Consider the following 22,506-nt stretch of genomic DNA (forward strand, 5'->3'; position numbering starts at 1 on the left):
GACCTGCCTTTACGGGCAGGTTTTTTTGTGCCTTATTAAACTTATTTCTGGTGTTTTATGTTCTTAACAAGACACTAATTCATTTAAAATACCAACAATTGTCATGCTTCAACGCCAAACAATGATATATACCGAGCTGAGCCCGAATCCGAATTCAATGAAATTCGTATTGAATTTTGAGCTGGCTCCGGACGGATTGTCTTTCGACTACCCCACCATTGTTTCTACTGCAGAAGAAGGTAAGGCATCGCCTTTGGCGGCAGACCTCTTCCAATTCCCTTTTGTAAGAAGAATTTTTATTGCAGCCAATTTTATTACCATCACAAAGGATGATGATACCGAGTGGGAAGATGTAGTTTATGATATTAAAAAGTTTCTGAAAATATATTTTGAGCAGAACCACCCGGTTTTTACACAAAAAACCATTGATAAAAATACATTGATCATTGACGCCAATGATTCGGCAGTAGTAGCCAAAATCAAATCAACGCTTGACCAGTACGTTCGGCCGGCAGTTGAGTCTGACGGCGGCGCTATCAACTTTGCCTCTTTTGATGAAATAACAGGCCAGGTAAAGGTTTACCTTCAAGGCTCTTGCAGCGGTTGCCCTTCATCAACAGTTACGCTGCGCGACGGTATCCAGCGATTATTGACCACAATGGTGCCAGAGGTAAAAGAAGTAGTGGCAGAAGGTGTGTAATGACAAGAAAGAAAGGAAATTTTGTTGAGCCAGGGCAATGCCTTGGCTCTTTTTTCGTAATACTAAAGCGCATGATTTGCCATAATCCTTGACAAAATGCCCTCTTTGAGCGAATAGCTTGAAACCAACACCTGATTGATTCCAAAAGCCTGTATCACATATTTAATTAGGCAAACCGCTACTACTATCATATCAGCCCTTAATTCAATCATTCCGGCAATCGCCATTCTTTCTGCGTGGTTCTTAAAAAGCAGTTCGTCATAAGCCCTGTAAAATTCCTGAATTGAATATTCAAATCCAACTTGTTCTTCTGCAGGTAATACTCCTTTTTCCCGCATGTATTGCATATCAATCAAGGTATCAAAAGAACCTGACGAGCCAATTAAAATTTGAGGGTCATACTGATGGCAGGCATTGGCAAGCGGCAATAACTGCTCGCGGAAGTAATCATCCATTTGCTGCACCGAGCGCATAGAAACAGGATCAGTCTTCATAAATCTGTCCATCAGGCGTTGCCCGCCTATTTCAAAACTCTGTTTCCATAAAATCCGGTCTTCGTTACCAATAATAAATTCTACACTGCCACCGCCAATATCCATCACCATTGATGTTTCTTTAATTGGCACGGCTTCTTTTACGCCATCATATATCAGCTCTGCCTCCTTATCGCCTGAAATAACCTGAATCATGATACCGGTTTCTTCTGCTACACGATTAACAAATTCATCTTTATTGGCCGCATTTCTGATAGCGCTGGTACCAATGGCAAATACCTGTTTAGTTTCTATCTCATGGCTATCAATAATGCCCTTGAAATGCCTCAGAACCCCTAAGGCTCTCTGGATACCCTCTTCAGAAATAATGCCTTTGCTAATGCCCCCCTGCCCTATTTTAGCCGGGATAGACTCGCGGTAGAGAGTCTGCTTGTTCTCAACAATCAATAAATGAAAAGTATTGGTTCCTAAATCAATGACGGCGATTTTCATGAAGCGGTATTCTGGTGATGTTTCCGGTGCAAAACTACACCTTTTAAAAAAAGACTTGCAGACCTGCCCCGATTAAATTTCATAAAAACCTGACGGATACTTGAAAAAATAATTAATTATTTCTACATTTGCAGCCCAAACAAAAGGAGGTGTATCTATATGTTAGTAGTAAATGTAAAAGAAAACGAGTCTATTGATAAAGCGTTGAAACGTTTTAAAAAGAAATTTGAAAAAACTGGTGTGTTGCGTCAGTTGCGTAAACGTCAGGCTTTTGAGAAACCTTCTGTAGCTCGTCGTAACGAGGTTATCCATGCCCGTTATGTAACAAAACTAAGAAGCAACGAAGAAATCTAAAGTCAATTAACATCAATTCCGAAACTAAATTTCGGTGGTTAATTGTAAATAGATATATTTTAAACCATATTAGCAGTTTCAATTGCCTAAAGCAAATTGTTTAATGCTAGTATGGTTTCTTATTTTTTACAGTATATCCAATTCGAAAAACGGCTTAGTCGGCATACGCTTACCGCTTATGAAAACGACATGAAGCAGTTTTCGTCTTATCTCCTCTTTCAATACGAACTGACTGAGCCTGAAAAGGCCGATTCACAGATGATAAGGTCATGGATAGCCGGTATGGCTGAAGAAAGAATGGATAACCGGAGCATTAACCGGAAAATAGCCACTCTCCGCAGTTTTTATGATTATCTGCTTCGCCGCAAAGCCATCAATACCGACCCGATGCTTAAAGTAAGGGCATTGAAAACCGACAAACCCCTGCCGAAATTTGTTGAGGAAAAACCCATGAAAACGATGCTGGACGAAACCAGTTTTGAAGCCGATTTTGCCGGCCACCGGGATAAACTGGTTCTGGAACTACTTTACGGCACAGGTATGCGGCTGGCTGAGTTAATAGGCCTAAAAACTGCTGATGTCAATCTATTTAACCAGACACTTACCGTGCTGGGCAAAAGAAACAAGCAAAGGGTTATTCCTGTCAATAAAGGCCTGGCAGACGCCATTGCCGTTTATCTGATTTACAGAAAAGAGTTTCTGAGCAATTACGAAGATACCCCTTACCTGATTTTAACTGACAGCGGAGCGCAGGCGTATCCGATGTTTATACAGCGGCTGGTGAAAAAACACTTAACGCCCGTTACCTCTCTTGAACAAAAAAGCCCCCACGTAATAAGGCACACTTTTGCCACGCATCTGCTTAACCGGGGTGCCGACCTGAACGCTATTAAAGATTTGCTGGGCCACACCAGCCTGGCCGCAACCCAGGTTTACACGCACAATACCATTGAAAAACTAAAGAAAGTATATCAACAGGCACATCCAAAGGCCTGATTGGTGCCTGCCAACCGCAACATTTAACCTATAACTATGACTCTTGATGAAAAACTACCTCTACACCCTCTGCCTGATAGCGGCAGTTAGCCTTGCCTATTTTTATCCGCAATATTTTATTGAAGTCAATGGTTTTCAGTTAAAAGAGCTGATTATCCCTCTTTTGCAAATAATTATGTTTGGTATGGGTACAACCATGACCTACGACGATTTTCTGGGAGTAATAAAAATGCCAAAGGCGGTTATTATCGGGCTGGTATGCCAGTTTACTATTATGCCATTTTTAGGCTTTGCCATTGCCAGTACCTTCAATTTCCCTCCTGAAATTGCTGCGGGTGTTATTCTTGTAGGCTGCTCGCCCAGCGGGCTAGCGTCAAACGTTATATCTTATATTTCAAAAGCCAATGTTGCCTTATCAATTACTATCACCTCACTTGCAACCATTCTGGCACCTTTTCTTACACCTTTTCTGATGAAAATGCTTGGTGGGCAATTTATTGAAATCAATTTCTGGTCTATGATGTCAGATATCGTTAAAATGATAATTGTTCCCATCGGCATTGGCTTTCTGGTTAACAAATTACTAAAAAATCATAATGCGCTGTTACAGAAAATACTTCCGCTTATATCAATGGGGGGTATAACAATAATACTTGTGGTAATTACAGCTGCCGGGCAAAAATCAATTCAAGCCGTAGGTTTAGCTTTGGTTTTTGCTACTGTTATTCATAATGTTGGTGGTTTTATTTTGGGCTACTGGGGCGCCAGATTATTTAAGCTGCCCGAGCAAGATTGCCGCACCGTAGCCATAGAGGTTGGGCTGCAAAATGCCGGGCTGGCCTCTGGCTTAGCAAAGGCCATGGGTAAACTGGCTACAGTGGGCATAGCCCCTGCGTTATTCGGGCCAATCATGAACATAAACGGCTCGCTGCTTGCCAGCTTCTGGAGTAAAAGGCCGGTAGATTAGTCTTCACGGTATCATACGATACCAAAAAAGCACGGCTGCCCGTGCTTTTCTCTTTTATAAACTTCCGGAATCTTACCTTCCGGTGTACATGCTTTCGTAGTATTTCATGTAATCGCCACTGGTTACGTTTTTTAACCAGGTGGTGTTTTCAAGGTACCACTCTACTGTGTTTGTAAGGCCCTCTTCAAATTGAAGAGACGGCTGCCAACCCAGTTCGTTCATTAGTTTGGTGGCATCTATGGCATATCTTAAATCATGCCCGGCACGGTCTTGCACATAAGTGATTAATCCGGCAGAGGTACCCTCAGGGCGGCCGAGATTTTCATCCATAATTTTGCAAAGCAAATGCACCAGGTCAATATTCTTCCATTCATTAAAGCCGCCAATGTTGTAGGTCTCGCCATTACCGCCATTGTGGTAAATAACATCAATGGCACGTGCATGGTCTTTTACATAAAGCCAGTCGCGCACGTTTTCGCCTTTTCCATATACCGGCAAAGGCAAATGATGCATGATGTTGTTAATCATTAGCGGAATCAGTTTTTCAGGAAAGTGATTCGGCCCGTAATTATTAGAGCAGTTAGAAACCACCACCGGTAGCTTGTAGGTATTATGATAAGCCCTTACAAAGTGGTCAGATGAAGCCTTTGAGGCAGAATAAGGAGAACGCGGATCATAGCTGGTGGTTTCAAGGAAGAACTCCTTCGGGTCATGCAGTTCACCATACACCTCATCAGTCGATACATGGTAGAATCGCTTACCTTCATAATTACTTTCTTTCCATACCTCGCGGGCCGCATTAAGCAAGTTAACGGTGCCTATAACGTTGGTCATCACAAATGCCATCGGGTCTGTTATTGACCTGTCAACGTGCGACTCAGCGGCCAGGTGAATAACGCCATCAAAATTGTATTTCTGAAACAGGCCTTTCAGAAAATCAGCATCTACTATATCTCCTTTCTCAAATGTATAGTTAGGCAGGTGCTCAATATCTTTCAGGTTTTCAAGATTACCGGCGTAGGTTAGTTTATCCAGATTAACAATCTGATAATCGGGATACTTGGTAACGAATAGGCGAACTACATGAGAACCAATAAAGCCTGCTCCGCCGGTTATTAAAATGTGTTTTGATTGCATCTTTCTATTTCAGTTTAGGTATTACAAATGGCCGGCAAATAGGTTAACTACCGGCGTTGTAGTACATGGCATTATTTGTTTTCAGCTATTTTCTTTTCCCAACGCCAGGCATCTTCCACGCTTTCTTCCAACGACTTCTCGGTTTTCCAGCCCATTAGTTTTTCAGCTTTCTCAACACTTCCGTATATTTTCTCTACGTCTCCGGCCCTGCGCGGCCCTATCTCATAATTCAGCTTTACATTATTCACTTTTTCAAAGGCTTTTATAACCTCTAATACAGTATTTCCACGGCCTGTACCTACATTAAATACCTCATAAAAATTATCTTGTTTCTCTGAAAGCAATTTTAATGCCGAAACGTGCGCCTTTGCTAAATCAACCACATGTATAAAGTCTCTTACGTTGGTACCATCGGGGGTATCGTAGTCGTTCCCGAAAACAGTCAGTTTCTCTCTTTTGCCTATAGCTGTTTGTGTAATAAACGGAACAAGGTTGCCAGGCACGCCTCTTGGCAGCTCGCCGATATGAGCAGAAGGGTGCGCACCAATAGGGTTAAAATAACGTAATGATATAATTTTTAAAGCATTACCTGCTGCTATCGTATCCCGAAGTATGTCTTCACAGATAGTTTTAGTGTTGCCATAAGGCGATGCCGCTGGCTTACGCGGCGTATCTTCTGTTACAGGTATTGAATCTGGCTGGCCATATACCGTACATGACGATGAAAAAACAAGGTTCTTGATATTCAGTTTCAGCATCACCTCCAGTACATTAAGGGTTGAGCCTATGTTGTTTTCATAATATTTAAGCGGTTGCTGCACCGACTCACCTACGGCTTTATAGGCAGCAAAATGGATGATTCCTTCAATATTTTCTTCTGCACAAATCTTTTCAAGAGATGCTATATCGTTACAGTCGTTTTCATAATACTTTACAGACTTATCCAGTATTTTTTCCAGGCCTTGCAGCATGGTTTTTTCAGAATTGCTGAAATTATCAATAATAACAGGGTCATAACCGGCGTTCACCAGTTCAACTACTGTGTGGGAGCCAATAAATCCGGCACCGCCGGTAACTAAGATTTTCATAAGCTTAAATTATCCTGTTAAAGTTTTTGAAAAAGTTTTTTAGCAAAACTATTTGTTTTTTTGGCAAAAGTATGAATTTAGAGGTGGAATTAGAAAATTTTGAGGTTTGAAGTTTTAACATAGCCGTAGCATAGCAGTTAGCACACTGACTGTCAGCTATTTAAAGCCGTAACGGAGCAGGTATGAAAGAATCAGAAATAAAAGCGCTGGTAACACTTCTCGACGATGAGGATATGGAAGTAGTACAGCATGTAGAAAAACAATTGAGAACGATTGGTGGCGCGGTGATTCCTTTGCTGGAAGACCATTGGCAGGAAAACGGGTTGAATCCGGTGTTGCAAAAGAAAATTGAAGACCTTATTCATGACTTGCAATACAACTTATTAGTTACCAGATTAGTAGATTGGAAAAATAACGGGCACCAGGATTTGCTGGAAGGTATGTGGATTGTGGCAACGTATCAGTATCCTGATATCAGTCTTGAAAAATTACGCCAGAGCCTGAACGATATTTATTTTGATACCTGGCTGGAATTCAGGGACGATTTGCACCCACACGACCAGGTAAGGATATTGAATCAGGTGTTTTTTGACAAGTATAAGTTTCAGGCCAATACGAAGAACTTTCATTCTCCGGCCAACTCTATGTTGAATCAGGTTTTTGAACAACGCAAAGGCAACCCGATTTCGCTTTGTATCATTTATATGTTGCTGGCCAAGCGGCTGGGCATGCCTGTAAGCGGTGTAAATTTACCCAGTTTGTTTGTACTGACCTATAAAAACCCACAGATACAGTTTTATATAAATGTATTTAACAGGGGGTTAATATTTTCTAAGATTGATATTAGCAACTACATTAAACAAATGCACTTGCTGCCACAAGATAGCTTTTATCAGCCCTGCACTAACCTTGATATTGTGTGCAGAGTATTGAGAAACCTGATTGTGTCGTTTGAGAAAGTATCTGATGTAGAACGAGCGCAGGAAATAGAAAATGTACTAAAGCTCCTGACCGAATAAATTAACACACAGCTACCAGATAGTATTTGTCTATTTTCTCTACAAATATCTGGTATGTCTGGTCTATTTCATTAATCTTGAGCCTGCCATTAATAACCTGCTGATTGATACTGAAAGGTGCTATCAGCAGGTTATCGTTAAAAATTACCTTGCGCTTACTATACAATTTATAAAGCGCCTCCTTTGCCGACCAGTAAATACAAAGTTTATCCAGATTACCAGCAGCATCGGCCCTTTCGGCATCTGACAGAAACTTGTGGGCAATTTTAAGCAATTTTTCGCTTGGGTGTTCCATATCAATGCCCAATGGCAGGTATTTATGCATTACCACAGCCACGTATTCAGCAGTATGCGTTAATGAAAACTGCCAATCAGCGCCAACCAGAAAAGGCTTACCATATTGATCCTTTTTAATACCCAGATACTCAATTCCCAGTTTGTCTGTCAGATACTTAATAGTTAACCGGCTGCAAAAAAACTCAATCTGCTTTTGGGCATGGCTAATGCCTGCCAATTCGGCATCGGTCAATATTTCAGAGGGTAACAAAGCTTGCAGCTCATCATGCGACTCTTCTATCTTCCAGACAGCCAGAAATGATTCATTGCTGTATTGCTTTTCCTTAACAATGGCCATATATAAAAATGAGTGGTTTTGGCGAAAAAGCCGCAAATAAATGAATAAACTGAAAACCAGAGTTTGATTTGAAATATTTTTTTACATTTGCTTACAGGCATCTAATTTCTGGCTGATAAAAAAAACATCACCTTCAGAATTGAAAAAAAAGCAGATATTAACAGGCAATTAATAACCTTAATCACCTTTAATGTGGTAAAACCACCCGGGCCAGACTTTAAACCCCGTGGTTTATTTTAAACACAAAAAGGCTGAAATATTGCAGCAAATAAAGAATTCGTTGTCAGATTATAAGAAGTTTTTTGTGAATTCACAAAATTTTCTAAAATTGTATGTCTGAAATACAGCATAATCTTTTAAACTTTCGTCTTTTGACTAAGCAATGATTTTCTTTAAGCCTTGTTTTAGCAAATAACTATTTTGTAAAGTTTGCGGTAATTTTTTAAAACTAAACTAATACTATAAATTATCTGACCTATGAAAATTAAAAATCACCAGTTTCATCTAAGCTTCGGTACCGCTACTTATATCTGTAGTTAATTCCTTTTTTAGCAAGCCTTATTTTTTGTACTTTATAAAGTTTGTCTTGTACAATAAATGATTTATCATCATTTATTAGCTATTTTGACTCATGTTTTGAGGTATATATGCAATTTTAATTTATTTTTAATCACTTTAATTAATCTATAACAAACTAAATACGAATGAACAAACTTTTACGGGTTTCATTAGGCTGCCTGTTCCTCTTTATTTCATTTTGGGGAAATGCGCAAGATGTAGATGTAACGGGAAAAGTTACGTCTACCGAAGACGGTAGTCCGCTACCAGGTGTTTCGATTACAGTAAAAGGTACAACAAAGGGTACAACAACCAACATAGACGGAACCTACAAAATTTCAGTTCCGGCTAATGGTACACTACAGGCCAGCTTTATTGGCTTTGCCTCGCTTGAACAACCGATTAATAATCGCAGAATTGTTGATTTTAATCTTGTACCAACTACTAAAGATTTGAACGAAGTGGTTGTAACCGGTTATGGTTCACAAATCAAGCGTGATTTGACAGGTAATATTGCCAAAATAAAAGCTGCTGAAATTGCTGATGTACCTGCTACAACGTTTGAGCAAAGTATCCAGGGTAAGGCCGCCGGTGTACAGATAAACCAGGGTACCGGTAAATTGGGCCAGGGTATCCAGGTACGGGTTCGTGGTCAGTCGTCGGTTGGTGCATCTAATCAGCCACTTTATGTATTGGATGGTATCCCGCTTACGCAAGAAAGCCAAGCCATCTCAACCAGTACAACTAACCCTTTGGTAGACATCAACCCACAAGACATTGAGTCAATCGAAATCCTTAAAGATGCTTCTGCAGGTGCTATTTATGGTGCGCGTGCTGCCAATGGTGTGGTACTTATTACAACTAAAAAAGGTAAGGCCGGAAAAACCAGCGTTTCGTTTGGTATGCTATATGGAAAAAGCAAACCAACCAATGTGTTGCAGTTCCTGAACACCAAGCAATATATGGATTTTTACCGCATGGCAGCTGCCAATTCAGACGCCATTGACGGATATGAAGCAAGCGACCCTGATTCTTATACTTCTTATATGGAAAGCTTCTTTGTTACCCAAAGCCTGGGTACCTTAGGAACTGCCAAACAAGCTGATACAAAATGGGCCGACCTGGCATATCAGGATGCTCCGATGCAACAATATGACCTGAGCATTACCGGAGGTTCTGAGAAAACTACCATCTTTATCTCTGGTCAGTTGTTTGACCAGAAAGGTATTCTTGCCGGAAACGCATTCGGACGGATGTCGGGTCGTATGAATCTATCTCATAAGGTAACTGACAAATTATCGGTGGGAATGAACATGAGCATGACCCGCACACTTAACGAGCGTGTATCAGGCGACCGCCAGTTTGACAACCCACAGCAGTTGGTGGCGCTTCCTCCGATGACTCCTGCTACTGACCCTGATACAGGTTTACCGGTAGGTATGCCTCCCGGAGACATCAATATTCCGGTTTATTACAATGCCCTTATCAATATTGGCAATGCCTATTACAACACTACGGTGCATCGTAATATTGGTAATGTATTTGGTGAGTACAAATTCTTTGATGGCCTTCGATTCCGTTCTGAATTGGCAGTTGATTTATTGAACCAACAGGAAGAACAATACTATAACAGCAAAACCCAACGTAACTTTAGCGCTCCGCTTGGCTATGGTTATAATAGGTTTGTAAGAGTTGAAAACTACAACACCAACAATTACTTTGTGTTTGACAAAACAATTGGCGTTCATTCAATAGATGCCACTGCTGGTATGTCGTTTCAGAGTTCGCTCAGAAAAACGGTTGCAGCAGAAGGAAAAGATTTTCCATCTGACGCCTACCGCATGATTGCCAGTGCTGCCAGAAAAACAGACGCCAGCTCTTCTGAGGCAGCTTATAACTTCTTGTCATATTTTGCACGTATCAATTACAAATTCAACGAAAAATATTTGTTGGGTCTGAGTGCACGTACTGATGCTTCTTCTCGCTTTGGTAAAGATAACCGCTATGGTTTCTTCCCTGCGGTATCAGCAGGCTGGATTCTTTCAGAAGAAGGCTTCCTTAAAAACAGCGATGCGCTTAGCTTCCTGAAAATCCGCGGTAGCTGGGGCTTAACTGGTAATGCTGAAATTGGCAATTTTGATCATTTGGGCTTATTTACCGGCGATGCAGGTTATGGCACTTTACCAGGCCAGCGTCCATTACAATTAGCAAATCCTAACCTACGCTGGGAGGAAACCCAACAGGTTGATATTGGTTTAGACTTTGGTTTGTTTAAAAACAGAATCAATGGAGAAATTGATTATTACGAGAAAAAGACTACCGGTTTGTTACTGAACGTAAACGTACCTGGTACGTCAGGTTTTGCGGTACAACGTAAAAACGTAGGCTCTTTAACCAACAAAGGTTTTGAATTTGTGTTGAATACCGAAAACTTTGTAGGGCAATTTAAATGGAAAACGAGCATCAATGCCTCTACCAATAAAAACGAAATTACCAGCTTGCAAGGACAGGTAATTGAGGGCGGTTTGAGCAATATGAGCCGCGCTGTAGAAGGCCAGCCGCTGGGTGTATTCTATACTGTAGAGTATGCAGGTGTTGACCCTGCCAACGGAGATGCACTCTTCTACAAAAACACTAAAAATGCAGACGGAACATTAGACAGATCAACTACTAATGTTTACTCACAGGCTCAACGCGTTGTAGTTGGCAGCCCACTACCTAAATGGATAGGTGGTATTACCAATACTTTCAGCTACAAAGGCATTGAGTTGAGCGTATTCTTTAATGGTGTTTTTGGTAATAAACTAAATTTCTACGGAGTAGGTCGATTCTCTTCTGCTAATGGCCGTTATGAAGATAACCAGACTGTTAACCAGCTGGCAGCATGGACACCTGAAAACCGTGATACAAAAGTGCCTCAGGCCCGTTTGTTCTTTAACAACGGTGCGCAGGCATCAAGCCGCTTTATTGAAGATGGTTCATTTATACGCCTTCGTAACGTAACGCTGGCTTACAACCTGCCAAAATCTTTAATTAATAAAGTAAAACTAAGCAATGTAAGGTTATACGTAACCGGCCAGAACTTGTTGACATTCACCAAATATTCTGGTTGGGACCCTGAAGTAAATGCCGATGACGTTGTGTCTAACATTGCTTTAGGTTATGATTTTTACACTACTCCTCAGGCAAAAACTATTACGGGTGGTTTAACAATCAATTTCTAATTTCTTTTTCAGCATTTAACGAAACAGAATGCAGTAATTTAATTTATTAAATAAAGCAATCAGAAAATAAAATGAATAAAAATATAAAAAATTGGGTTTTTACCTTTGCCACAGTAGCTTTTCTGGCAAGCTGTGACAAAAAGCTGGACGTATTGCCTACTGCTACCATTGAAGAAACGGAGGCGCTGGCAAACTCGCAGGCTGTTGAAGTTACGCTTATTGGTGCTTATGATGCCATTAGCAGCAGTAACGTTTATGGTGGTGCAATGCAGTACTCAGGTGATTTGCTAGGCGCAGAACCTACAGAAATGCGCTTTGCCGGAACATTTGTTACTTTAGACGAATTATGGCGTAAAACTTTTACCACGACCAACTCTCAGACACAGGCTACCTGGTTGCAGAGTTATAACGCAATTAATATTACCAATAACGTTTTATCGGCATTAGATAAAGTAGAGACATCTAAAAAGGCTTCGGTTGAAGGTGAAGCACGATTTATACGTGGTCTGGTTTATTTTGACCTGGTAAGACTTTGGGCCAAAGCCTGGGCAGACGGCGACCCTACTACTAACCTGGGTGTTCCGTTAGTTACCACCCCAACCCGTGGTATTACTGATACTGATTATCGCCCAAGAGCTACTGTTGCTGCTATTTATGCACAGGTAATTGAAGACCTTACAAAAGCAGAAAGCTTGCTACCTCTTACCCAGAGTTCTGAAAAGTATAATACTAGTGAGTCTTTAAACGGCTTTGCAACCAGAGGAGCTGCACAGGCTATTTTGGCCAGAGTTTACATGCAACAAGGTAAATATGCTGAGGCTCGTGATGCAGCCAATAAAGTAATTGCAAGTAAATTATACTCTTTAACCCCTACTTTTCAAGAAGCATTCAGGGATGCAACTAATGATAGTGAAGTTATTTTCAGAATCATAGTTACAGACCAGGATGGTGCCAACAGCCTGAATACATACTATGCACCAGCTTCTTATCAGGGTCGTGGTGATATTCGTGTACTGAGCCCTTTCCTTAACCTTTATGGCGCCGGTGATACAAGAGGTACTTACTTTGTGAGAGCTTCAAATAATACTTATACAGGAAAGCACCTTGACCAGTATGGCGATGTATCTGTAATACGTCTGGCTGAAGTATATCTGATTCGTGCTGAGGCTAACCTTCGTTTAGGAACCACAGTTGGGGCAACACCACTAAGCGATGTTAACCTCATCAGAAGCAGAGCAGGCGCAACGCCACTTACAACAGTTTCGGTAACAGATGTTTTGAAAGAACGTAAATTGGAGCTGGCTTTTGAAGGAGAACAGATACATGACGTAAAACGCACCAAAGGTGGCGTGGCAGGTCTTACTTTTAGTGATAATAAACTGGTTATTCCTATTCCGCAACGCGAAATAGATACCAATAAATCATTGGTTCAGAATCCGGGTTATTAATCTGAAATAACAATACATAAAAATAGCGGGCGCATGCGTCCGCTATTTTTATTATTACTGGCTTTTACCGAATTTTCAATTCACCCCTTTCACTTTCATGGGTAATACAAATACTGACTCAGAGGCAGTAATAAAAAGAATATCTTTGTTTTTACCACCAAAACAAACATTAGCTGTCCATTTGGCAGGTATGTCAATCTGCTCAATTTTTTTACCCTCCGGGTTATAAACACTAACTCCCCTGCCCGCCAGATACACATTACCCTGATTATCTATTGTCATTCCATCTGACAAATCTTTGGCAAACTCTGTCTTGTTAGTCAACGTGCCATCGGCCTTTATATCATATCTAACAATAGCGCGGTTGCCCATATCAGATACATACAGGTATTTGTTATCTGGTGTACCTATCAATCCATTAGGTTTCTTAATTTCTGGGTCAACCAGAATAGCCTCTTTCTTTCCTTTGGGTAAATAGTAGAGCTTTTCTCCGTTTATACCGGCATCAGGGCTTTTTCTTTCCCAGTAATTGCGCTGATAATACGGGTCAGTAAAATACATACCGCCTTTTTTATCAATCCATAAATCATTTGGCCCGTTAAACACATGCCCCTGATAACCTTTCAGTAAGACCGTTACTTTTTTATCCGGGCTTATCGACCATATCTCATTATGTTCGTCGGCACAGGTAATTAGGTTACCTTTTTTGTCAAAGTAAGTACCGTTAGAGCGGCCGGCATTATCTAAAAAAACTGATAGCTTACCGTCTGTATCATACTTCCAGATTTTGTTGTTGGGCTGGTCGGTAAAAAACACATTGCCTTTTTTGTCTGACGCAGGCCCTTCTGTAAACGAAAACTGATTAGAAACCAATTGTGGTTTTGCCCCGTCGGCAATTATACCAGATTGCTGGCTGAATGTTTCCATAGCTATAGATGTTGTTAGGCACATTATTACAGCTAGGCTTCTTTGTGATTTGTTTTTCATTTTTTACTACTAGAAATTTGAATAGATGCTTTTGTAAAAATATGAATAAACTTCAGACAACCCTGCCACACTGATAATTTTAATTAAATATAAAAGCGCATGGCCTGCCGTTAACGACAAACCATACGCATTTAAAACAGAACGCAACTGCATTGCCTGTGCCAAAAAATTAAACTTTCGCTTTAAAATCAGTTAAGGTGTTTGTCTTTCTTTTCTCTTTCCCAAAACCTGTGCTGTGCAATAGCGTTTACTAATTCTTCATCAGACTGGTTAATTAACAAGCCGGATAGCGGATTAATCTCCTTTGCCAGTTCTTTCATTATTATTCTGGTTGCTCGTAGCAGTTCCACCCCTTTGCCTTTGGTGGCTATGGGCTTGCAGTGCTTGTAGGCTTCTTCTATAAATTCAATAGCTTCTGGTTCTTCCAATAAGGCTTCCACACTTTTTGTGCCGTCTGCTATGTAAACTGCATCAAACAGTACAGAAGCTGCTGTCAGCAGGCTTTGGTCTACCTTCAGTTCTTTACCCTCATTGCTTTTGATAGTGCCAAGTTTTGGCGCAACTATTGATGCTTTCGCGCCTTCTTTTTCCAGGGTTTTCTTAATATCAGTTAATGATTTTGCATCAAATCCATCAGCAGCCAAAAGCGCAATTTGTCTGGTCTTTATGGTATCTTTAATAGTATTGCTCATGCTCAACGCAGCAGATTTGCTGATTGGCGAGTTAGTAAAAATGGGCTGATAGTCTTGTGGGTCTGCGTCAGCAGGTATACTATGATTCATAGGTTCTTCCAGTATTTCAGGTACCGGAAGGCCCAGCCCGTCTGCCACTGTTTTGGCCAGCTTTTTATTGACCTTAGATAACAAACCAAGCATTCTTTGCCGTATTTCAATTGTCTCAACCTTGCCCAGTTCAAATTTCAGTGCATTGGCAATGTGTTGTTTTTCAGGCTCAGACTGGCTTTCATAAAATAAAGTTGCCTGGCTAAAATGGTCTAAAAAGCTTTTGCTTCTGCTTCTAATCTTTTTACTGTCAATTCTTTCCGTAAAACTTTGAAAACCGCCTTCCGCCGCTTTTGCCTGAAACGGACAACCACCAGCCAAAGAATTAGGATTGTAACTCACCCTGCCTTTATTTATGGTTTGTTTCATAAAACCATCACGCTGATTATTATGAACCGGTGCCACAGACCTGTTAATTGGTATCTCATGAAAATTTGGGCCGCCCAGCCTGATGAGTTGCGTATCGGTGTATGAAAACAAACGGCCTTGCAGCAGAGGGTCGTTCGTGAAATCAATTCCGGAAACAACATTACCCGGGTGAAAAGCCACCTGTTCTGTTTCTGCAAAGAAATTATCGGGATTCCTGTTCAATACCATTTTCCCAATTCTCTTAACAGGCACTAGTTCTTCAGGTATTATTTTGGTGGGGTCAAGCAGGTCAATTTCAAATTTAAACTCATCCTCGTCTGGTATTATCTGAACACCCAGCTCCCACTCCGGAAAAGCGCCGTTCTCAATTGCTTCCCATAAATCCCTGCGATGAAAATCAGGGTCTTTACCAGAGATTTTCTGGGCTTCATCCCAGCATACGGAATGTACGCCTAAAAGTGGTTTCCAATGAAACTTTACAAAATGCGCCTTACCTTCTGCATTTACGAATCTAAAAGTGTGTACCCCAAAACCCTCCATCATGCGATAACTTCTCGGAATCGCCCTGTCGCTCATTACCCACATTATCATGTGCATACTTTCGGGCATCAGAGAGATAAAATCCCAGAATGTATCATGAGCCGACGCAGCCTGCGGAATTTCGTTATGCGGCTCGGGTTTAACGGCATGAACAAGATCCGGAAATTTCATGGCGTCCTGAATAAAGAACACCGGTATATTGTTACCAACCAGGTCATATACACCCTGCTCGGTATAAAATTTCACGGCAAACCCTCTTACGTCTCTGGCCATATCTGATGAGCCCCTCGACCCCGCCACCGTTGAAAACCTTACAAATACAGGGGTCTTTAAGCCAGGGTCCAGCAAGAAATGAGCTTTGGTGTATTCAGCCATTGACTCATAGACCTGAAAATACCCATGCGCCGCCGCACCCCGGGCATGTACTACACGTTCAGGGATACGCTCGTGGTCAAAATGTGTAATTTTTTCACGCAGAATAAAATCCTCCAGCAAGGTAGCACCTCTATCGCCTGTTTTCAGCGAGTTCTGGTCGTCATTAACAGGCAAGCCATGATTGGTTGTCATGGTCTGGTTGGTAGCATCGGCGCTATGAATGCGTAATTGCTCGGTTTTTTTATTATCAACGGGCTGGTCAGAATCTTTCATGGCTATTGTTTTTTTAAATTGTTAAAATGGTTATAATTCCGAACTCAAAATCATCCTTTTTACTCCTGTTACCTATTCTTCTTATAGGTTCAGTACACAGTTTTATTTCACGTTTATTCTCTGGGTTTTTATACTTTTCTCAATCAGCAATTCCTCTTCTTCCGTTAATTCAATTAATATGGCGTCTTTATTCGGTTCAATTCCCCTGCCGAAATGCGTGGCATATTGCTTGGTAAATTCTGCACCAAAAAACACAATCATGCATGAATAAGAAACCCACAACATAACCAGAATGATAGAGCCAGCCGCACCGTAGGTTGAGCCCGGCTCTGCCTTACCGAAATAAAACCCAAGACCTAACTTACCCAATAAAAAAAGCAAAGCAGTAACCATGGCGCCAATCCAGACATCTTTCCATTTAATCCGGGCATCTGGCAGAATTTTAAACATAAGTGCAAAAAGCACGGTGATGATAGCAAACGATATAAAAAAATTGATGAATTGTAACAGAAACAAAGTAAAATCTGGAAGATGAGACTTTATCCAGGCGCTGAAAGCGGCAAGTGCCGTAGTAAGAACCAGAGACACCAGAAGCAAAAAACCAATTGAAATGATGAGACCAAATGAAAAAAGTCTGTCTTTGGCCAGTTTCAGCCATTTTTCTTTCCCCTTTAACTGCGGCTTTATTTTAACTTCCCATATCTGGTTCAACGATGTCTGCAATTGAAGAAATACTCCCAGCGCGCCAAGTATCAGCGAAATAACTCCAATAATAGTAGCCACTATGGAGCTTTTTCTTTCTCCGGCTTTTGCAATGATTTCTTCCAGCTGGCGGGCTGTGTCGGCGCCCATTGCTGCACTCGCCTGGTTTGAGATTTCGCCCTGTACAGCCTCTTTCCCAAATACAAGCCCTGCCACGGCCACAACTATTACCAGCAATGAGGGTATGGAAAAAATAGCATAATAAGCAATAATGGCACTCTGCCTGAATGGGTCGGCGGCGTTCCAGGCTTCAAACGATTTTCTGGTAATGAGCCACAAATTTTTTGGACTTGCTTTAGTATTACTCATATTAAATTTTTGGCATACCGATACTCGTACTCAGAGTATTGATGTTTCAGGTAGCCCAATACAAAAATTTCAAACCAAGTCTGTTTTGTGGAATTAGTTGCGCACCTTCCTGACTCTCTTCATACCCAAACGTAAAAACATCTACATATCCTGAAAACCAAAAGATGTGTTGGAGCTAAAAAAATGAAGTAAAATTACCTTGTAGAAGAAAAACCAGACCAATGGCAGATAAAATACCCTAATGCCCACAACAGGTATTTAGCCTTGCATAGATTTTTAAACCTGTATTGGTGGCATGCAGGTAGGTTAATATCTGGCTTAGCACATGGCTGGCCGCTCAAATGCCATTGCATAACAACATCAAAATCAAAAAAGAAATGTACTTATGAATCAGGTAATGATGCAGTTTTTTGAATGGTATTACCCGAATGATGGTTCGCTGTGGAACAAAGTTGGTACTGAGGTAGAAACATTTAAAGAATTAGGTATTGATACTATTTGGCTCCCCCCTGCCTTTAAGGGCGTAAGTGGGTCTTCTTCCGAAGGCTACGACGTTTATGACATCTACGATTTGGGCGAGTTTGACCAAAAGGGAACCATACGCACCAAATACGGCACCAGAGAAGAATATATTGCCGCAATTGAAAACCTACAAAAGCACAAAATAAGGGTTTTGGTTGATGTTGTGCTTAATCATATGGGAGGCGCAGATGAAAAAGAAAAAATTATGGCCAGAAAGGTAGACCCTGAAAACAGGAATGTTTTTATTGAAGAGCCTGTAGAAATTGAAGCAGATACTAAGTTTTTATTTCCGGGCAGAAACAAAAAATACTCCGACTTCGTGTGGGACTACCACTGCTTTACTGGCATTGACCATGATACAGAAAGTGGTGAAAGAGGCATTTACAAAATAATAAATGAGTATGGCGATACCTGGGAAGAAGTGGTGGGCGAAGAAAAAGGAAATTTTGATTACCTGATGTTCTCTGATATTGAATCGAGAAACCCGGCTGTACTGGATGAATTGAAACGCTGGGGTAAATGGTATTTTGAAACGGTAAGGTTTGATGGATTAAGGCTTGACGCCCTGAAACACATAAGCCCCCATTTTTATAATGAATGGCTCAGCTACATGAAAACCCAAGTAAAGCCGGATTTAATTGTAATTGGTGAATTCTGGACGTCGGGTACGGTTGATGTACTAGAGAAATACATTGAGGCAACCGGTGCGGCTATTCAGTTATTTGATGCTCCGCTGCATTATAATTTTCATACCGCCTCAATAGAAGGCAGTAACTATGATATGCGCCATATATTTGGCAATTCTCTGGTTAGCAGGCAACCAGACCTGTCAATAACCTTTGTTGAAAACCATGATACCCAGCCGTTTCAAAGCCTTGAATCTCCGGTTGATGCATGGTTTAAACCATTAGCCTACAGCTTGATATTGCTAAGACAGGAAGGGCATCCCTGTGTTTTTTACTGCGATCTGTATGGCACCTGCTATACCCATGTAAACCATGAAGGCGAAGAAAAACAGGCAGTAATGCCCAAAATTACGGCCTTGGAAAAATTATTATATGCAAGACAAAAATATGCTTACGGACCACAACATGATTATTTTGACGACGCCCATTGCGTGGGTTGGACAAGAGAAGGGGCTAATGGCCAAAGTGGTTGCGTGGTTTTATTGTCAAACGCCGGAGAGGCCGTAAAAACTATGCATGTGGGTATGCAGTATGCAGGCAAAAGATTTATTGATTTGCTGAGAGACGATGCGCAGGCAGTTTATATTGATGAAGCAGGAAACGGGGAGTTTGGCGTTGGTGCCGGAAGCGCAGCTGTCTGGATTGCCAACGATTAAGTTTGCTGATGGATAATTAAAACAAATAAAATTCACACATTTACTATGAAATCTTCAAAGAAAAAAATCGACTCAAATGCCTCAGGCGAGGCAGAAATGAAACACAAGCCTGTTTTTGAAAGAGAATATGACAGACAACCCCAGAAACTGGCAGGTAAAGTTGCCATTGTAACAGGTGGAGACAGCGGCATTGGTCGAGCCATTTGTGTGGCTTTTGCCCGTGAAGGAGCAAAAGTTGCCATTGTTTACCGAAAAGACATAGAAGACGCTAAAGAAACCCGCAAGCTGGTAAAAGAAAAAGGAAGTGAAGCCATTATTGTAAGTGCTGATATCAGTATTGAGAAAAACTGTAGAAAAATCATAGACAAAGTAATTAAAACCTGGGGTACCGTAGACATTCTGGTCAATAATGCGGCTGTTCAGTATCCGCAGACAGAAATCGAGAATATCAAAGAGCCACAACTGGTTCAGACTTTCCGCACCAATATTTTCTCACAGTTATTTCTGGTTCAGGCAGCTCTACCCCATCTGAAAGAAGGAAGCTCAATAATTAATACCACGTCGGTAACTGCTTATAAAGGCAACCCATTCCTACTTGACTATTCGGCCACCAAGGGAGCCATAGTTTCGTTTACACGGTCTCTCTCGGGTATTCTGAACGCCAGAAAAATCAGAGTGAATGCCGTTGCTCCCGGCCCAATCTGGACACCACTTATTACTTCTACTTTTCCGGACGAATCATTAGAGACATTCGGTAAAGACACTCCAATGCAAAGAGCAGGCCAGCCTGCTGAAGTAGCCCCTGCTTATGTTTTTCTTGCTTCAGAAGATGCCAGCTATATTACCGGCCAGGTTATTCATGTAAATGGCGGAGAAATTGTTAATGGCTAAATTTTAATGAAACAAGCAGATTATCATGTTCAATTTACAACCACAAGACACACTTACAGAAAAAGAAATAGAATGCGGCATGAAACTGAGTATCAGAGAAGGGCTGGCCACTGAAACCATGACCGTGCTTACCAGTGGCGCCTTTCTTACTGCCCTTAGCCTGCTTCTGGGTGCTACCAACCTGCAGATAGGGTTCATTGCTGCATTGCCTGCATTCTCTAATATATCGCAGTTAATTACCATCTGGCTCGTAAAACGCTTTAATAACAGGCGCGGCATCAGCGTTTTGTTTTCTGTTTTGGGGCGTATCCCTATATTGGTGATTGGTATAATAGCCTTGTTTTTTCCGCACGACATCTCTATTGAGTTTATTATACTCTTTCTTTTCTTCAATTTCTTTTTTGCATCTATGGCCGGACTGACCTGGAATGCGTGGATGAAAGACCTGATACCGGAGAAAGTAATGGGTACATATTTTTCAAGACGAAGCGGATATCTGCAAACGCTGAATGTATGCCTGAGCCTGATTACAGCACTGGCAATTGATTATGTAAAAGATAACTTCCCGGCATTTGAATTAGACGCCTACGGTATTATGTTTGTTGCAGGTGGTATTATTGGCCTGGCAGGGGTTTTAATGTTATCGCGCATTCCTGAACCTAAGTCTTTTCTTGGTAATGAAAACGTATTCAGGCTTTTTATTCTGCCGCTTAAAGACAACAACTTCCTGAGGCTGCTCATTTTTAATTCGTTCTGGGTATTTTCGCTTAGTATTGCCACACCCTTTTTTACTGTATTTCTTATGAACCACATGAAATACAGCATTTCATATATTATTACACTTACCATTATAAGCCAGCTTTGCAGCATTGCCACTATACGAAGCTGGGGTGTGTTTGCCGACCGATATAGTAATAAAACCATTTTATCTATTTGTGCACCAATTTACATTATATGCATTGGTGCATGGTCTTTTGTTGGCATTTATACCGAATTTGCCTCAAACTTTGCTTTGCTGGTGGGAATTTACGCCTTTATGGGCGCTGCAACGGCGGGCATTAACCTTTCGTTAACCAACATTGGGCTTAAGCTGGCACCGCGCAAAGAAGCCATTGCCTATCTATCGGTTAAAAATTCGGTTACCGCTGTTTTTTCTTTTATGGGTCCGCTTATAGGTGGTTTTCTGGCCGACTACTTTGCCAACCGACACTTGAATATCAGAATAGAATGGACAAGCCCCAGCCTCGACAAAGTTTTCAGAATTTTGTCGCTTCACCAATGGAACTTCCTTTTTATCATTGGCGCTGTGCTGGCGCTGCTATCCTTAGAGTTTCTTGTAAGAGTAAAAGAAGTTGGCGAAGTAGAAAAAAACCTGGTAGTTAAAATTATGAGAAGCAGCATCAGAAACAACCTGAAAGATTATTTTGTAGTAGGCAATATGCTTAACTGGCATAACCACCTGATGGCTGTTATAAGAAAGAAAAAAACCGAACCTATACAAGACGGAGCATCCAAGCCAACATAGCCTTAAGTTTTGAAGACTGAATAACAGGCAAAGCAAATTCATTTGGCTTAATTTTGCCTTATCTTTCGAGATATGCTGGTTTATATATTAATTTAGGCCATTAAAAACTTAGCTGAACGGTATGATAAAAATAGGAGTGATTAATGTTTCGGATAGAGCCAGTGCAGGTATTTATGAGGATATTCCGGGTAAAGCGGTAGTTGAAACACTAAAAGAATATCTGGTGTCTGAGTTTGAAACGGTTTATAAGGTAATACCAGACGAACAAGCCCTGATTTCAGAAACTCTGATTGAAATGGCAGATGTGCATGAATGCTGCCTGATAGTAACCACCGGAGGAACCGGCCCCGCCAGGCGCGACGTAACACCTGAAGCAACCGAAGCTGTATGCCAAAAAATGATGCCGGGTTTTGGAGAGCTGATGCGCATGGAAAGCCTGAAATACGTACCTACGGCAATATTATCAAGACAAACCGCCGGCATACGCAACAAAAGCCTGATTATTAACCTGCCCGGAAAGCCAAGAGCCATTCGTCAATGTCTCGACGCTGTTTTTCCGGCTGTGCCCTACTGCATAGACCTGATAGAAGGCCCTTTTCTGGTTTGTAATCAGGATGTAATGAAGGAATTCCGTCCGAAGAGTTAAACCAGTCAACGGAGTAATAATTAGGAAGAAAAGCAGGGTAATTATCTGATAAAGATACATAACCAAAGCAGG

Annotated in this window: 18 protein-coding genes; 11 read left to right on the forward strand and 7 right to left on the reverse strand. The window is 41.2% G+C overall.

Features of this window, described 5'->3' with window-relative positions:
• The first annotated feature begins 103 nt into the window (after positions 1-103).
• Positions 104-700, forward strand: a complete 597-nt coding sequence (locus NZ848_RS14950; protein WP_259016167.1) for a NifU family protein — start codon at positions 104-106, stop codon at positions 698-700.
• 62 nt (positions 701-762) lie between these two features.
• Here NZ848_RS14950 and NZ848_RS14955 read toward each other — a convergent pair whose 3' ends face one another.
• Positions 763-1,686, reverse strand: a complete 924-nt coding sequence (locus NZ848_RS14955; RefSeq protein WP_259016168.1) for a Ppx/GppA phosphatase family protein — start codon at positions 1,684-1,686, stop codon at positions 763-765.
• A gap of 159 nt (positions 1,687-1,845) precedes the next feature.
• On the opposite strand from NZ848_RS14955, the gene rpsU reads away from it, so the two are divergent.
• From rpsU to NZ848_RS14970, 3 genes are all read left to right on the forward strand, one after another.
• Positions 1,846-2,040: a 30S ribosomal protein S21 gene (gene rpsU, locus NZ848_RS14960; RefSeq protein ID WP_101725305.1), complete on the forward strand. Its 195-nt coding sequence runs from the start codon at positions 1,846-1,848 to the stop codon at positions 2,038-2,040.
• A gap of 111 nt (positions 2,041-2,151) precedes the next feature.
• Entirely contained in the window at positions 2,152-3,036 is an 885-nt protein-coding gene (locus NZ848_RS14965; RefSeq protein WP_259016170.1) for a tyrosine-type recombinase/integrase, read from the forward strand.
• 46 nt (positions 3,037-3,082) lie between these two features.
• Positions 3,083-4,003: a bile acid:sodium symporter family protein gene (locus NZ848_RS14970; protein WP_253533997.1), complete on the forward strand. Its 921-nt coding sequence runs from the start codon at positions 3,083-3,085 to the stop codon at positions 4,001-4,003.
• 72 nt (positions 4,004-4,075) lie between these two features.
• On the opposite strand, the gene rfbB is transcribed toward NZ848_RS14970, so the two are convergent.
• On the reverse strand, positions 4,076-5,140 hold the full coding sequence (rfbB, locus tag NZ848_RS14975) for a dTDP-glucose 4,6-dehydratase (protein WP_259016173.1): 1,065 nt from the start codon (positions 5,138-5,140) through the stop codon (positions 4,076-4,078).
• A 71-nt stretch (positions 5,141-5,211) separates the two neighbouring features.
• Positions 5,212-6,228 carry a UDP-glucose 4-epimerase GalE gene (gene galE, locus NZ848_RS14980; RefSeq protein WP_253533994.1) on the reverse strand — a complete coding sequence of 339 codons (1,017 nt, stop codon included), beginning with the start codon at positions 6,226-6,228 and terminating at the stop codon, positions 5,212-5,214.
• A 182-nt stretch (positions 6,229-6,410) separates the two neighbouring features.
• Here galE and NZ848_RS14985 point away from each other — a divergent pair, with 182 nt between their 5' ends.
• Positions 6,411-7,247 carry a transglutaminase-like domain-containing protein gene (locus tag NZ848_RS14985; protein WP_253533993.1) on the forward strand — a complete coding sequence of 279 codons (837 nt, stop codon included), beginning with the start codon at positions 6,411-6,413 and terminating at the stop codon, positions 7,245-7,247.
• Between the two features lies 1 nt (position 7,248).
• On the opposite strand, the gene NZ848_RS14990 is transcribed toward NZ848_RS14985, so the two are convergent.
• Positions 7,249-7,881: a 4'-phosphopantetheinyl transferase family protein gene (locus tag NZ848_RS14990; protein WP_259016176.1), complete on the reverse strand. Its 633-nt coding sequence runs from the start codon at positions 7,879-7,881 to the stop codon at positions 7,249-7,251.
• Positions 7,882-8,585: 704 nt separating this feature from the next.
• Between NZ848_RS14990 and NZ848_RS14995 the strand changes: the two genes are divergently transcribed.
• Both NZ848_RS14995 and NZ848_RS15000 read left to right on the forward strand, forming a co-directional pair.
• The gene (locus tag NZ848_RS14995) at positions 8,586-11,663 is read left to right on the forward strand and encodes a SusC/RagA family TonB-linked outer membrane protein (RefSeq protein WP_259016178.1); all 3,078 of its coding nucleotides are present in this window, start codon (positions 8,586-8,588) and stop codon (positions 11,661-11,663) included.
• A 71-nt stretch (positions 11,664-11,734) separates the two neighbouring features.
• On the forward strand, positions 11,735-13,111 hold the full coding sequence (locus tag NZ848_RS15000; protein WP_259016180.1) for a RagB/SusD family nutrient uptake outer membrane protein: 1,377 nt from the start codon (positions 11,735-11,737) through the stop codon (positions 13,109-13,111).
• A 75-nt stretch (positions 13,112-13,186) separates the two neighbouring features.
• Here NZ848_RS15000 and NZ848_RS15005 read toward each other — a convergent pair whose 3' ends face one another.
• The 3 genes from NZ848_RS15005 to NZ848_RS15015 all read right to left on the reverse strand — a co-directional run bounded on the left by NZ848_RS15005 (position 13,187) and on the right by NZ848_RS15015 (position 17,508).
• A complete protein-coding gene (locus NZ848_RS15005; protein ID WP_259016182.1) occupies positions 13,187-14,038 on the reverse strand; it encodes an SMP-30/gluconolactonase/LRE family protein in 852 nt (283 codons plus the stop codon).
• Positions 14,039-14,286: 248 nt separating this feature from the next.
• Complete coding sequence (locus tag NZ848_RS15010) at positions 14,287-16,437, reverse strand: catalase (protein WP_259016184.1); 2,151 nt, start codon at positions 16,435-16,437, stop codon at positions 14,287-14,289.
• A gap of 102 nt (positions 16,438-16,539) precedes the next feature.
• A complete protein-coding gene (locus NZ848_RS15015) occupies positions 16,540-17,508 on the reverse strand; it encodes a YihY/virulence factor BrkB family protein (protein WP_259016185.1) in 969 nt (322 codons plus the stop codon).
• Positions 17,509-17,893: 385 nt separating this feature from the next.
• Between NZ848_RS15015 and NZ848_RS15020 the strand changes: the two genes are divergently transcribed.
• The 4 genes from NZ848_RS15020 to mog all read left to right on the forward strand — a co-directional run bounded on the left by NZ848_RS15020 (position 17,894) and on the right by mog (position 22,434).
• Complete coding sequence (locus NZ848_RS15020) at positions 17,894-19,372, forward strand: alpha-amylase (RefSeq protein WP_259016186.1); 1,479 nt, start codon at positions 17,894-17,896, stop codon at positions 19,370-19,372.
• A 45-nt stretch (positions 19,373-19,417) separates the two neighbouring features.
• Positions 19,418-20,263, forward strand: a complete 846-nt coding sequence (locus NZ848_RS15025; RefSeq protein ID WP_259016187.1) for a glucose 1-dehydrogenase — start codon at positions 19,418-19,420, stop codon at positions 20,261-20,263.
• A 25-nt stretch (positions 20,264-20,288) separates the two neighbouring features.
• Positions 20,289-21,788, forward strand: a complete 1,500-nt coding sequence (locus NZ848_RS15030) for an MFS transporter (RefSeq protein ID WP_259016188.1) — start codon at positions 20,289-20,291, stop codon at positions 21,786-21,788.
• Between the two features lie 121 nt (positions 21,789-21,909).
• Positions 21,910-22,434 carry a molybdopterin adenylyltransferase gene (gene mog, locus NZ848_RS15035; RefSeq protein WP_259016190.1) on the forward strand — a complete coding sequence of 175 codons (525 nt, stop codon included), beginning with the start codon at positions 21,910-21,912 and terminating at the stop codon, positions 22,432-22,434.
• Positions 22,435-22,506 lie beyond the last annotated feature (72 nt).

The sequence above is a fragment of the Emticicia fluvialis genome (assembly GCF_024793945.1).
GTDB lineage: Bacteria > Bacteroidota > Bacteroidia > Cytophagales > Spirosomataceae > Emticicia > Emticicia fluvialis.

What these genes read in the sequence shown, in the direction of transcription:
- NZ848_RS14950 (WP_259016167.1), top strand. Translation starts at nt 104, where the DNA reads ATGCTTCAACGCCAAACAATGATATATACCGAGCTGAGCCCGAATCCG.
- NZ848_RS14955 (WP_259016168.1), bottom strand. Translation starts at nt 1,686, where the DNA reads ATGAAAATCGCCGTCATTGATTTAGGAACCAATACTTTTCATTTATTG.
- rpsU (WP_101725305.1), top strand. Translation starts at nt 1,846, where the DNA reads ATGTTAGTAGTAAATGTAAAAGAAAACGAGTCTATTGATAAAGCGTTG.
- NZ848_RS14965 (WP_259016170.1), top strand. Translation starts at nt 2,152, where the DNA reads ATGGTTTCTTATTTTTTACAGTATATCCAATTCGAAAAACGGCTTAGT.
- NZ848_RS14970 (WP_253533997.1), top strand. Translation starts at nt 3,083, where the DNA reads ATGAAAAACTACCTCTACACCCTCTGCCTGATAGCGGCAGTTAGCCTT.
- rfbB (WP_259016173.1), bottom strand. Translation starts at nt 5,140, where the DNA reads ATGCAATCAAAACACATTTTAATAACCGGCGGAGCAGGCTTTATTGGT.
- galE (WP_253533994.1), bottom strand. Translation starts at nt 6,228, where the DNA reads ATGAAAATCTTAGTTACCGGCGGTGCCGGATTTATTGGCTCCCACACA.
- NZ848_RS14985 (WP_253533993.1), top strand. Translation starts at nt 6,411, where the DNA reads ATGAAAGAATCAGAAATAAAAGCGCTGGTAACACTTCTCGACGATGAG.
- NZ848_RS14990 (WP_259016176.1), bottom strand. Translation starts at nt 7,881, where the DNA reads ATGGCCATTGTTAAGGAAAAGCAATACAGCAATGAATCATTTCTGGCT.
- NZ848_RS14995 (WP_259016178.1), top strand. Translation starts at nt 8,586, where the DNA reads ATGAACAAACTTTTACGGGTTTCATTAGGCTGCCTGTTCCTCTTTATT.
- NZ848_RS15000 (WP_259016180.1), top strand. Translation starts at nt 11,735, where the DNA reads ATGAATAAAAATATAAAAAATTGGGTTTTTACCTTTGCCACAGTAGCT.
- NZ848_RS15005 (WP_259016182.1), bottom strand. Translation starts at nt 14,038, where the DNA reads ATGGAAACATTCAGCCAGCAATCTGGTATAATTGCCGACGGGGCAAAA.
- NZ848_RS15010 (WP_259016184.1), bottom strand. Translation starts at nt 16,437, where the DNA reads ATGAAAGATTCTGACCAGCCCGTTGATAATAAAAAAACCGAGCAATTA.
- NZ848_RS15015 (WP_259016185.1), bottom strand. Translation starts at nt 17,508, where the DNA reads ATGAGTAATACTAAAGCAAGTCCAAAAAATTTGTGGCTCATTACCAGA.
- NZ848_RS15020 (WP_259016186.1), top strand. Translation starts at nt 17,894, where the DNA reads ATGAATCAGGTAATGATGCAGTTTTTTGAATGGTATTACCCGAATGAT.
- NZ848_RS15025 (WP_259016187.1), top strand. Translation starts at nt 19,418, where the DNA reads ATGAAATCTTCAAAGAAAAAAATCGACTCAAATGCCTCAGGCGAGGCA.
- NZ848_RS15030 (WP_259016188.1), top strand. Translation starts at nt 20,289, where the DNA reads ATGTTCAATTTACAACCACAAGACACACTTACAGAAAAAGAAATAGAA.
- mog (WP_259016190.1), top strand. Translation starts at nt 21,910, where the DNA reads ATGATAAAAATAGGAGTGATTAATGTTTCGGATAGAGCCAGTGCAGGT.